13 protein-coding genes are annotated in these 10,997 nt (G+C 47.2%); 6 read left to right on the plus strand and 7 right to left on the minus strand.

The window, feature by feature from the left end; all coding sequences use genetic code 11:
• Nucleotides 1–90 precede the first annotated feature (90 nt).
• Together dapA and ACT6NV_RS14900 are read right to left on the minus strand one after the other, a co-directional pair.
• Nucleotides 91–981, minus strand: coding sequence for a 4-hydroxy-tetrahydrodipicolinate synthase (gene dapA, locus ACT6NV_RS14895; RefSeq protein WP_445385228.1), 891 nt, complete (start codon nucleotides 979–981; stop codon nucleotides 91–93).
• Nucleotides 978–1,514 carry a DUF6913 domain-containing protein gene (locus ACT6NV_RS14900; protein WP_445385229.1) on the minus strand — a complete coding sequence of 179 codons (537 nt, stop codon included), beginning with the start codon at nucleotides 1,512–1,514 and terminating at the stop codon, nucleotides 978–980. Before ACT6NV_RS14900 ends, dapA begins: the two co-directional genes overlap by 4 nt.
• Nucleotides 1,515–1,578: 64 nt before the next feature.
• Between ACT6NV_RS14900 and ACT6NV_RS14905 the strand changes: the two genes are divergently transcribed.
• Nucleotides 1,579–2,349, plus strand: a complete 771-nt coding sequence (locus ACT6NV_RS14905) for a 5'-nucleotidase C-terminal domain-containing protein (RefSeq protein ID WP_445385230.1) — start codon at nucleotides 1,579–1,581, stop codon at nucleotides 2,347–2,349.
• Nucleotides 2,346–3,257, plus strand: a complete 912-nt coding sequence (locus ACT6NV_RS14910; protein WP_445385231.1) for a bifunctional metallophosphatase/5'-nucleotidase — start codon at nucleotides 2,346–2,348, stop codon at nucleotides 3,255–3,257. The genes ACT6NV_RS14905 and ACT6NV_RS14910 overlap by 4 nt, the downstream gene beginning before the upstream one ends.
• Before the next feature lie 79 nt (nucleotides 3,258–3,336).
• On the opposite strand, the gene ACT6NV_RS14915 is transcribed toward ACT6NV_RS14910, so the two are convergent.
• The 4 genes from ACT6NV_RS14915 to ACT6NV_RS14930 form a co-directional block, all read right to left on the minus strand.
• A complete protein-coding gene (locus ACT6NV_RS14915; protein WP_445385232.1) occupies nucleotides 3,337–3,663 on the minus strand; it encodes a hypothetical protein in 327 nt (108 codons plus the stop codon).
• A 199-nt stretch (nucleotides 3,664–3,862) separates the two neighbouring features.
• Nucleotides 3,863–5,863, minus strand: a complete 2,001-nt coding sequence (gene ligA / locus ACT6NV_RS14920) for an NAD-dependent DNA ligase LigA (RefSeq protein WP_445385233.1) — start codon at nucleotides 5,861–5,863, stop codon at nucleotides 3,863–3,865.
• 18 nt (nucleotides 5,864–5,881) lie between these two features.
• Complete coding sequence (gene prmC, locus ACT6NV_RS14925) at nucleotides 5,882–6,736, minus strand: peptide chain release factor N(5)-glutamine methyltransferase (RefSeq protein ID WP_445385234.1); 855 nt, start codon at nucleotides 6,734–6,736, stop codon at nucleotides 5,882–5,884.
• A gap of 8 nt (nucleotides 6,737–6,744) precedes the next feature.
• A complete protein-coding gene (locus tag ACT6NV_RS14930; RefSeq protein ID WP_445385235.1) occupies nucleotides 6,745–7,236 on the minus strand; it encodes a GNAT family N-acetyltransferase in 492 nt (163 codons plus the stop codon).
• Between the two features lie 23 nt (nucleotides 7,237–7,259).
• Between ACT6NV_RS14930 and ribD the strand changes: the two genes are divergently transcribed.
• The 4 genes from ribD to ACT6NV_RS14950 are packed head-to-tail and all read left to right on the plus strand — an operon-like array spanning nucleotide 7,260 to nucleotide 10,383.
• Nucleotides 7,260–8,312, plus strand: coding sequence for a bifunctional diaminohydroxyphosphoribosylaminopyrimidine deaminase/5-amino-6-(5-phosphoribosylamino)uracil reductase RibD (gene ribD / locus ACT6NV_RS14935; protein ID WP_445385236.1), 1,053 nt, complete (start codon nucleotides 7,260–7,262; stop codon nucleotides 8,310–8,312).
• Nucleotides 8,305–8,907, plus strand: a complete 603-nt coding sequence (locus ACT6NV_RS14940) for an HAD family hydrolase (protein WP_445385237.1) — start codon at nucleotides 8,305–8,307, stop codon at nucleotides 8,905–8,907. The genes ribD and ACT6NV_RS14940 overlap by 8 nt, the downstream gene beginning before the upstream one ends.
• 1 nt (nucleotide 8,908) lies before the next feature.
• Nucleotides 8,909–9,772 (plus strand): EamA family transporter, encoded by an 864-nt coding sequence (locus ACT6NV_RS14945; protein ID WP_445385238.1) that lies wholly within the window; start codon nucleotides 8,909–8,911, stop codon nucleotides 9,770–9,772.
• Entirely contained in the window at nucleotides 9,772–10,383 is a 612-nt protein-coding gene (locus ACT6NV_RS14950; protein WP_445385239.1) for an IMPACT family protein, read from the plus strand. The genes ACT6NV_RS14945 and ACT6NV_RS14950 overlap by 1 nt, the downstream gene beginning before the upstream one ends.
• 9 nt (nucleotides 10,384–10,392) lie before the next feature.
• On the opposite strand, the gene ACT6NV_RS14955 is transcribed toward ACT6NV_RS14950, so the two are convergent.
• Nucleotides 10,393–10,794: an acyl-CoA thioesterase gene (locus tag ACT6NV_RS14955; RefSeq protein WP_445385240.1), complete on the minus strand. Its 402-nt coding sequence runs from the start codon at nucleotides 10,792–10,794 to the stop codon at nucleotides 10,393–10,395.
• Nucleotides 10,795–10,997 lie beyond the last annotated feature (203 nt).

Below are 10,997 nucleotides of genomic sequence, written 5' to 3' on the forward strand. Positions count from 1 at the left end.
GGTATAATTCGCGGATTATAAAACGCTTATTTACGGGTGAAAGTACTGCCTTGGGCGCAGGAAGTCTATATTTTAATTAAATTTTAACGCCTAATGCGGATTCAGGTGGGATTGCATAAAGTCAGACAAGGCCTTTTGCAACCCGGGAGTAGCCGATACCAAGGGCAATCTGACGTGTGGTTCACAAACGCCTAATTGACTCAGCAGCGCTTTAATCCCTGCAGGATTACCTTCCTGGAAAATCAGACTCATAAGGGGTTCGAGCTGGTCATGTAAGTTAAATGCCCCTGATTCCATTCCCTTGAGGCCCAGCTGCATCATCTCACAGAATTCCTGAACTACTGCCTGGCCCAGTACTGAAATAACCCCGCTTCCCCCTGCAATAGCTGTAGGAATAGCCGTAAAGTCATCCCCGGATATGATCTGAAAACCAGAAGGAGCCCTTTGCAGCAGTTGTTTAATTTGCTCCATGTCGCCACTGGCTTCCTTTATTCCTACCAGGTTCTTACATTCCGTTGCCAACCGTATCACAGTATCCGGGAGCATATTGCTGCCCGTGCGTGAAGGGACATTGTAAAGGATTACCGGGAGAGGGGAGGCTTGTGAAATCTCCCTGAAATGCCGGAAAATACCCTCCTGAGTAGGCTTGTTGTAGTAGGGGGATACGGAAAGTATCCCGTCAAAACCCTGAAAATTGGTCTGCCGGAGTTCGGATACAACCGCCTGGGTGTTATTTCCACCCAATCCGAGAACCAGGGGCAGGCGGCCTTTGTTGCTGGCAATAACTGTTTGTTTTATCTGTTCTTTCTCGGATGGGCTCAGGGTTACTGATTCTCCCGTAGTACCAAGTACTACCAGGTAATCTACTCCTCCGTCAACAACATGGTCTACCAGCCGGCCGAGCCCTTCTAAATCCAAACTTAGGTCCTGGCGGAAAGGGGTCACCAGTGCCACTCCGGTACCTGAAAAAGATGTGGTCATGCTATTTGATTCAATACTTTAAGATACTTTTTCAACTCCTTTTTAAACGATGGAAAGTCCGAAACGCCACTTCCGAAAATCAAATCATTAAACGCGGGGTCCTGCTCAGAAAACCCTACCCGTATCCGCGCACTGGTTTTCACGCTCATCAATTGCATCAGCAGATTGGATTCCCTGTAGTAATTGATCAGCAAATCGTAATCTCGACTTAAAAATTCAAGGGCGTAACTGTTTTCGACAGCCCCGTTCCAGCCCAGGTCTTTATCCGAAAAAACAGGAGTGGCATAAGGAGAATTTTTGTCGTAGAACTTGCGGTATCCAATAATCTTTACTGCGTTTGGGCGCAGTCCATAGGCATCGATCAATTCGTAAAATTTTTCCGGTTCAGCAAAATTTTCCAAATCGACAATCACCCCAATGGCACTGATTCCTTCCTTTCGCAAAGGCGCCTCTCGCTGCTTTGCCAATTCCTGTTTCAGGTATTTTAGTCCTGATTTGTATTTAAATTTGTCTTTAAGGCCCTTTAAAATCATGTACCTTTACCTTTAAAGCAAAGGTAACTATTACAATGTCAATCTCAGCGTAAAGATACAATCCATGAAGCGTTTATATATTAAACTTTTTGTTTTATTTATAACATTTATGGGTGTTTATGCCTGCCGAGAACAACCTTTACAACTGACTGAAACCAAAGCCAGTCAATACGTCATAGACAGCACCTTAACGGAAGACGACTCCGTAAACATCCTTATCAATCCCTTTCGAAAACGATTAAATGAGGTCCTGGATGAGCCTTTGACCTATGCCCCAAAAATCCTGGAAAAAACAGACGGGGAATTCAATAGTTCCCTTGGCAATTTGATGGCCGATATCGTCCTTGAAAAAGCCGATACCCTGTTCAGGCGACGGGAGGGTAAAGGGGTCGATATAGCGGTTTTAAATTATGGCGGGATCCGAAACATTATATCAGAGGGGCCGGTCACTGAACGAAACGCCTATGAAGTCATGCCTTTTGAAAATACCATTGAAATTGTAGGTATGAAGGGCAGTAGTATTCGGGAAATGGTCAACTTCCTGATACACGAAAAACGTCCACATCCTATCGCAGGGATGCAGATTGTTCTCGATGCCTCCAACGGGCTGCATTCACTTAAAATAAGGGGAGTCCCTTTTGACGAAGACCGCCTTTACTACGTTGCCAGCAATAATTACCTGATTGCCGGCGGGGACGGGATGGGCTTTTTTAAGGATGGCCTGAACCCTTACCGGACCCAGTACAAAATACGAAATGCAATGGTGGACTACTTCCGGGAGCACGATACACTCAAAGCAGCCCCGGATGATCGATTTATAAAGTTATCTGAATGAAAAGAAGGAAATTTATAGCCAGCGCCGCCACAGGCACCTTAGCCCTTGGTATTCCATCGCTTGCCCTGCATTCCTGTAGTCTGAACGTTTCCAGGCAGATTACCCTGCTGCATACCAACGATGTACACAGCCATATAGACCCTTTTCCGGCAGATCATGGCAGGTTCCCGAATTTAGGAGGGGTGGCCCGCCGTGCCTCCCTGATCGAGCAGGTTCGCAAGGAAAACCCCAACACGCTTTTGCTGGATGCAGGGGATATTTTTCAGGGGACTCCTTATTTTAATTTTTACGGTGGAGAATTGGAGTTCAGGCTGATGAACCGAATGGGCTACCATGCTGCCACCCTTGGCAATCACGACTTTGATGCCGGTTTGCAAGGCCTGCTGGCACAGATGCCCAAGGCAAAATTTGCCTTCTTATCCGCCAACTACGATTTTAAAAACACCATTCTTGACGGCTACGTCAAGCCGGCCACTACCTTTAATATTGCGGGAATCAAAATTGGGGTTTTCGGCCTGGGGATTGCCTTTGATGGCCTGGTTACTCCGGACCTCTATGGGGAAACCGAATACCTGAATCCATTTGAAATGGCCCTGGACCAGGCCCGGATACTGCGTGAAGAGGCCGGGTGCGAACTGGTAATATGCCTTTCTCATCTGGGCTTCCGCTATCGCGAGGCAGATCGCCCAAGTGATATTCAGCTTGCCCAGCGCACTGAAAACATAGATGTTATAATCGGAGGGCATACACATACTTTTATGGAGCAGGCCGAAGTACAGACTAACCGAAAAGGCGAAGAAGTCCTGATCAGCCAGGTGGGATGTTACGGAATACGACTGGGACGTATTGATTTTGAATTCCTTCCCGATGGCACCCGCACTGCCAAAGGCCATTCCATTGTGGTATAACAGGGTCCATTAGCCTGCTTCAAAATAGCGGGCTATGTATTTTAGCTCTCAACAGGATTCCACTTTTGAAGGAAATCATTCAAGCCTGAATGGAATTCAGAACCCTCTGGAGTAATTGCTCGAATTCAGCCTGCAGGGCTACCTGAGGGTATGATTCGCCCGCCTGCCGATACCAGTATTCGGCATTCCAGCGGTCCCCTTCTTTTCTGTGCAGATAGGCATGGAGCAAGCTACCCACAGCCCCTGTCATCTCCTGTGCTATGTCATGGGCTGCTGTCCAGTTTTCAGCAGCGTCAAACCAAAGGCATTGTAAGGCCAAAGGCCAGGCCCCCGAAGGGCTGTCTTCCTCTAATGTCTTCCGGAAAGCCTCCAGTGTTTCAGGTATTGACGAGGAGTAATCTGTCATGGTTCTTACAAGCTACTCTATAAATATACAACTATGATCTGCCGATTACATTTAACCAACTTTCAGGGGTGCCCCCTACCCCCTTCCCACTCCAAATATAGTCCCTCAGTCTGCATTGAAGAAGCATCCGATTACAGTAAGGGAATGGAGCAGATCCTGACGCCCCCCATTGAAGCAGAAAATGGAATACCGAATTTCCCTATTGCAGCATGCTGAGAAAAGCTTCCTCGGAAATAATGGGCACCCCTAACTTTTCTGCCTTGGCTTTCTTGCTGGGGCCCATATTGGCTCCGGCAACTAAAAAAGAAGTTTTGGACGAGATGGAAGAAGCTACTTTCCCCCCGTTGTCTTCAATAGTCTTTTTCAGTTCATTGCGGTCCAGCTGTTCAAATACTCCGGAAACGACAAAGGTCTGCCCCTTGAGCAGATCCGTCTGCCCCTGCATTTGCTCCTCACTCAAGGAAAACTGAAGCCCATAGGATCTGAGGCGAGCTACTAACTCCCGGTTGACAGGTTCACTGAAAAATTGCCGGACACTCTCCGCTATGCGCTCCCCAATTTCATCTACAGCCAACAGGCTTTCGGTACTGGCCTGCATCAGGGCATCAATATCTTTAAAGGCCCGGGCCAGCTTCTTGGCTACCGTTTCTCCAACATACCTGATTCCCAAGGCGAAAAGTACCCTTTCAAAAGGAATACTGACCGATTTTTTAACCCCTTCCACCAGGTTATTGGCTGATTTTTCCGCCATGCGTTCCAGGGGCAGGAGTTGCTCCGGGCTAAGCGTATACAGGTCTGCGTAATTTGAAATCAGGCCTTGCTGGAATAGCAATTCCACGGTTTCAGCTCCAAGGCCTTCAATGTCCATTGCCTTTCTTGAAATAAAATGCTGTATTCTTCCGGTTATTTGGGGTGGACAGCCGGTATCATTCGGACAGAAATGCTGGGCCTCCCCTTCCTTTCTTATCAGTTGGGTTCCGCATTCCGGGCAATTGCCGATGTATTCTGTAGGGGCACTGTCCGGTGGTCTTTCACTCAAGTCAACTCCGGTTATTTTTGGGATTATCTCCCCTCCTTTTTCCACAAAAACCATATCGCCCTGCCGAACATCCAGTTTTGCAATCTGGTCTGCATTATGGAGTGATGCCCGCTTTACGGTAGTTCCTGCCAGCAATACAGGCTCCAGGTTTGCCACTGGGGTAATGGCCCCGGTTCTCCCCACCTGGTATGAAATATGAATTAATCGGGTTCGGGCCTGTTCGGATTTGAATTTATAAGCTATGGCCCATCTCGGAGATTTTGCCGTGTATCCCAGTTCCTGCTGATAATCCAGTTTATTGACCTTTATTACAACACCGTCCGTCTCGTAGGGCAGGCTATGCCTATTTGCATCCCAGTAGTTCAAAAAAGCCAGCACTTCATCCATGCTTTTACAAACCTTTGCCGTTTCCGGGACTTTAAAACCCCATTCCCTGGCTTTTTCAAGCATTTCAAACTGGCTGGATACCCCCAGTTCTTTCCCTGCCAAACTGTAAATGAGACATTCCAAAGGCCTTTGAGCAACCAAACTGCTGTCTTGCAGCTTCAGACTGCCGGAAGCCGTATTCCTTGGATTCATATACGGGTCGTCTCCATTTTCAACCCGCTCCCTGTTCATTCTGGCAAATCCTTCCAGAGGCAAAATAACTTCTCCTCTGGCATCGAAACGCCCCTGATGATCCGTTTTTAATTGCAGGGGAACCGAACGCACCGTCCTGATGTTAGAAGTAACATCATCTCCCTGAACCCCGTCGCCGCGGGTTACCGCCCGGAGCAGCCTTCCATCCTCATAGGTCAGGCTGATGGAAGCCCCGTCATACTTCAACTCACAGGTGAAATCAAGGTTAACCTGCCCGAGTATTCGTTGAATGCGCTTTTCCCATTCCAGCAACTCCTCTGTTGAATAGGAATTATCCAGGGAATACATGGGGTAGTCATGGGTAACCGTTTCAAAGATTTTTGTAACCTCCCCTCCCACTCGCTGTGAGGGTGAATTCGGGTCGTAATATTCGGGGTGCCGGGCTTCCAGTTCCTGAAGCTCTTTAAGCATCATGTCAAATTCATAATCGCTGATTACGGGATTGTCTTCCACGTAGTAGCGATAATTGTGATCCCTCAGATCGGCTCTTAGTTTATTAATTTTTGCTTCTGCCTGCGACATGGGTATTTATTGAATAAGTCATTTCTCTTTTCTGGCTTTTACATATCGATCTTTGCCAAAAATATCCTTTTTAAGCTGAATTTCCGAGTATCCCAAAGCATCCAGCATTTCTATAAGGGATACCCCATAATCCTCATGGATTTCAAAAAAAAGCCATCCTCCGGCTTTCAGGTTTTTGTGGAGCCCTTCTGCAATAGCCCTGTAAAACTCAAGGGGATTTTCATCGCTGACAAAAAGAGCCACGGAAGGTTCGTGCTCCCGGACGTTCGGACGCATTAGTTTTTTCTGAGATTCCGGGACATAGGGCGGGTTTGATACCATGATGTCGAATGCCCCGAGATCCCCGGATAATTCCCGCATATCACCCAGATGACCCTGCAGGGCCACATTCTGTTTTTTCGCATTGCGAAGGGCTGTTTGCAAAGCCTTTTCAGATATGTCCAACAGATGCACCTGGGCTTTGGGTAAATTCCTGGCCAGGCCAATCCCGATACATCCGCTACCACTGCCCAGGTCAATTATTCTGAGGCGGCTCTTTGCCTTTTCAGCGGTTTCTATAACCCAATGGACCAGGGTTTCGGTTTCCGGCCTTGGAATGAGGACCGAAGAATCAACATATAATTCCATTTCCATGAAATAAGCGGTATTTGTAACATATTGCAGGGGTACGTGCTGTTTTAGCTGCTCCAGAGCATCCTTTATAACACCCGTTTGGTCATCTGAAAGCGATTTTTCCGGTTCCAGAGCCAGAATAAAGCGGGGCAGCCCGTAAAAGTGCTCCAGCAATACATAAAACATATGGTCGATTTCCTCCCTTGGATAGATAGGGCTGAGTTGCTCTCGAAAGCATTTTTGTAATTGCTTCAGTTGCATGGGCAGCCCTATAATTTTAATTGCATCCAGACCTGACAGGCCGTATGTCCGGTAGCCCCCAATGGCTTTGGCAAATATTGAAACCCGAAGTTGCTGTAAAGCTTTTGTGCCGATTTCATGTAGGGCATCGTTTCCAGGTAACAATATTCGTAACCCATACTTCGTGCCGCATCCAGGGCCTTTTTTAGCACTTTCCTGCCCCAACCCGAACCTCGCAACTCTGGCCGGAAGTACATTTTCTGGAGCTCGCAAACGCTTGAAGCAGCGCCTTCAAGCGGGGCAACTCCACCTCCTCCCCAGATATTTTCCCCGTCGGTTATTACCCAATAGGCGCTTTTATCTGCCGTAAAATAATCATACATGTTTTCAAGGGAGGCGTCTTCATAAGCCGTCCCGGTTTTGGGCACGTTCATCTCCTCGAAGACTCCACGGATGATCTGTGCCATCCCAGGGTTATCCCCCGCCTGGATTTTACGAATATGCAGGCTGTCCGGTTTCACTTTGAATACGTTATTTTTGCCAGGTGAAGATACATGAAAAATACATTTCCCGGTGTATAGAGATCGCCAAAAAGGGCCTTGGGACCACGGCTCCAAATCCGATGGTTGGGGCGGTTATCACCTGTGAAGACCGTATTATAGGTGAGGGGTACACCAGTGCTTTTGGCGGGCCTCATGCAGAGGTAAATGCCATTCTTTCGGTAAAGGAGCCTGAATTGCTTAAAAAGGCAACCCTATATGTAAGCCTTGAGCCCTGTTCCCATCACGGAAAAACCCCGCCCTGCGCCGATCTTATCCTTGAAAAGGAAATCCCCAGGGTGGTTGTAGGCCTCACCGATCCGAATCCAAAGGTTGCCGGAAAAGGAATAGAGAAACTGAAGCGAAACGGTTGCGAGGTGTTGTCCGGAGTCGGGCAGGCCGCGTGCAGGGAACACCACAAGCGCTTTCTTATGTATCATGAAAATAAACGACCCTATCTTATTCTCAAATGGGCCCAAAGCCCTGATGGATTTATGGCGCCCCTGCCCGGGTTGCGGGCAAATGACCCACAACCCTATTGGATCTCAGGCAGCGCGTCCAGGCAACTGGTCCATAAATGGCGTGGTGAAGAACAGGCTATTTTGGTTGGGACCCGAACCGCGCTGGAGGACAACCCGAAATTGAACACCCGAATGTGGAAGGGACCTTCCCCCTTGCGTATTTTGCTGGATCGCAGTTTAAAGGTCCCGCTGGATTATAACTTATACGACGGAACGGCCCCCACCCTGGTAGTAACAGAAAAAAATGCCCCGGAACAGCTACCCTCAAAAGTTCGGTTCCGAAATGTATCCTTTGACGGAGACTTTCTACATCATCTGATGGAAGTCCTTTTCGAAGAACAGCTTCTTAGTGTGATCATTGAGGGAGGCCGGGATACCCTTGAGGGGTTTATACAGGAGGGGTTATGGGATGAGGCCCGGGTAATTACCGGAATTCATCCGCTCAGAAAGGGTCTTAAAGCTCCCGAAGTAAAAGGCAAGCTGCAGCGGGAATTCGAGCCGGAAAAAGACAGGGTGCAAATATGGCGCAATGATTAGAAACCTGTTATTTGATTTCGGGGATGTGTGGCTGGACCTGGACAAAGGCAGGCTTCAGGCAGGAATGACGCAGTACGGCCTGTCTTCTACGGATGGCGCACTCAACAAACTCAGCCAGCGCTATGAAATCGGAGCGATCAGCACCCAAACTTTTCTGAATGCTGTGTCCAATTACCTGAATGAAGCCGATCAGGACAAAATAATCAGTTATTGGAACGCCCTTATCGGAGGCTTTCCCGAACAACGCCTGAATTTTTTGAAAGAATTAAAGGATTCCGGAGCCTATCGTTTGTTTTTGATCAGCAATACGAACGAACTCCATATTCAAAGGGTAAAAGAAGTAATGGGTAAGGAAACCTACGGGGTTTTTCGAAATTGCTTCGAAGGATTCTACCTCTCACACGAATTGGGGATGCGCAAACCCGATCCTGAAGTTTTCAGGTTTATATTACGACAACACGACCTTAAGCCTTCCGAAACCTTTTTTGTTGATGATACACTCGAACATATCCGGGCCGCAGGGAAATTGGGGATAAAAACCTGGCATTTAAAGGCTGGTAGTGAAGATATCCTGGAATTGCATAAAAAAATCTGACATGTGGGATCTTATATGGAGTATTTGTTGTTCCAGCCTGATTTTCGTGGTTTTCAAACTCTATAAGCGGTTCGAAATTCAAACCTTCTACGCCATAGTCGTGAACTATTTGACGGCCTTTTCTGTGGGGTATGTGGTGTATGATCAACCGTTCCGGATGTCGGCCATCATAAACAGCCCCTGGTTCCCCGGAGCATTAATGCTTGGAGGCCTGTTTATTGTTATTTTTAATCTGATGGCCCGCACCTCACAATTGCTGGGGGTCTCAGTTGCTTCGGTGGCCACAAAAATGTCCCTTGCCATTCCGGTGGTACTAGGGGTTTGGTGGTATGACGAGGTCTTAGGGCCTGTTAAAATTATGGGGGTACTGTTAGCCCTTGTAGCGGTTTACTTCAGTTCCGTCAAAAAAAGAAAGGGGCCCTTTGTAATGCGTTCACTGTATCTCCCGCTTTTAGTTTTTCTGGGCTCCGGGGTAATTGACAGTTCCCTTAAATATATAGAGACCCATCTGGTAGTCCGCTCAGATTTCCCTGTTTTTTCAGCCATGCTTTTTGCCAGTGCCGCGGCTATTGGAATTATGGGAATCCTGATTCGGCAACCTTCTAATTTGGTACACTTCAGACCCCTGAACGTGTTAGGGGGAATTGCTCTGGGGATTCCGAATTATTTTTCCATTTTTTTCCTGCTAAGGGCCCTTCAGACAGAAGGCCTGAACAGTGCTTCTGTTTTTACGCTCAATAATGTTTCCATAGTAATGCTCACCACCCTGTTAGGGATTGTCTTATTTAAGGAGCAACTCAGTTGGAAAAACTGGATGGGTATTGGAATGGCTATCTTAAGTATATTGCTGATAAGTCTTTATTAATGCCAGGGTCAACAAAAAGCTACCGAACCTTAAAAAAGCCTTCAGGCCCCTGCCTGTTCAAGGAGCAAAAGAGCAGGTTTATAGGCCTGGCTTATCCGGCAGACAGTATTGAAAAAACCAAATCCATTTTAGAGGATCTTAAAAAGTCGTATCGCGATGCCTCTCATATCTGTTATGCGTATCGCATTGGATGGAACCCGACTGAGGTGCGGGCCAATGATGACGGGGAGCCCACCTACTCGGCCGGAGCCCCCATTTTGGGGCAGATAGAATCACATGAATTATTTAATGTCATGGTTTGTGTGGTTCGCTATTACGGGGGAGTCAAGCTTGGGGTAGGCGGCCTCATACAGGCGTATAAACGAGCGGCACAGGAAAGTATAGGGCAGGCAGGGGTTTTCCTGAAAAGACCTGTCAGGCAGGTTGAGCTGCATTTTGAATATCCGCAACTGGATAACGTAATGCGGATGATTTCACAACATCAGTTAAGTATACAGCAACAGGACATGCACCTGGATTGCCGGCTGATACTCAATATCAAACCTGAACACGACTTGGAAATTAAGGAATTGTTTGGCGCTATTGAGGGGGTATCCATCCGGTTGCTCTGAGGGCGGATCTCAGGAATTCTGAATTCTATCCATCACGTAATCCGGACAACGGATGGGTCTGTTTTTTTCCCGATCCATAAAAACCAAATCGGTACTGGCAACAGCTAAAATACTACCCTCCTCAGAGTGTATTTCATAATCAAAAGTAATACGTGCCCCGGGTAGTTTTCTAAGGCGCGTGGTAACGGTCAGCAGCTCGTCATATCTGGCTGATTTTTTATAGTTGATCTGTAGGGAAACTACTGGGAGGAAACACCCCTTTTCCTCCATGCTTTTGTAAGAAATCCCCAACGACCTTAACCACTCCACCCGCCCCATCTCCAGATATTGCGGGTAGTTGCCGTGGTAGACTACTCCCATCTGATCGGTTTCGCCATATCTAACCCGGAAAGAAATCTGATGAAAATGCATAAAAAACGGATGAAAAATGATATCTTTAAAAGGAAGGGTCCTGACTGAGATAACTTGCAAAAAAAAAAGCGAATATTCAACCCTAAATGATTTTTTTTTTAAGTTTTTTGTTCACATATTTGTCTCACTCTTGAAGGACAGAACAGCTGTCCTTTTTTGTACCAACAAACTAACGACAAACCGACAACAAGACAACCTTAACA

The organism is Robiginitalea insularis, assembly GCF_052497835.1.

Bases quoted from the DNA above. Each gene is read 5' to 3' on its own strand.
- dapA (WP_445385228.1), bottom strand. From the start codon at position 981: ATGACCACATCTTTTTCAGGTACCGGAGTGGCACTGGTGACCCCTTTC.
- ACT6NV_RS14910 (WP_445385231.1), top strand. From the start codon at position 2,346: ATGAAAAGAAGGAAATTTATAGCCAGCGCCGCCACAGGCACCTTAGCC.
- ACT6NV_RS14945 (WP_445385238.1), top strand. From the start codon at position 8,909: ATGTGGGATCTTATATGGAGTATTTGTTGTTCCAGCCTGATTTTCGTG.
- ACT6NV_RS14940 (WP_445385237.1), top strand. From the start codon at position 8,305: ATGATTAGAAACCTGTTATTTGATTTCGGGGATGTGTGGCTGGACCTG.
- prmC (WP_445385234.1), bottom strand. From the start codon at position 6,736: ATGCAACTGAAGCAATTACAAAAATGCTTTCGAGAGCAACTCAGCCCT.
- ACT6NV_RS14955 (WP_445385240.1), bottom strand. From the start codon at position 10,794: ATGCATTTTCATCAGATTTCTTTCCGGGTTAGATATGGCGAAACCGAT.
- ligA (WP_445385233.1), bottom strand. From the start codon at position 5,863: ATGTCGCAGGCAGAAGCAAAAATTAATAAACTAAGAGCCGATCTGAGG.
- ACT6NV_RS14905 (WP_445385230.1), top strand. From the start codon at position 1,579: ATGAAGCGTTTATATATTAAACTTTTTGTTTTATTTATAACATTTATG.
- ACT6NV_RS14915 (WP_445385232.1), bottom strand. From the start codon at position 3,663: ATGACAGATTACTCCTCGTCAATACCTGAAACACTGGAGGCTTTCCGG.
- ACT6NV_RS14900 (WP_445385229.1), bottom strand. From the start codon at position 1,514: ATGATTTTAAAGGGCCTTAAAGACAAATTTAAATACAAATCAGGACTA.
- ACT6NV_RS14950 (WP_445385239.1), top strand. From the start codon at position 9,772: ATGCCAGGGTCAACAAAAAGCTACCGAACCTTAAAAAAGCCTTCAGGC.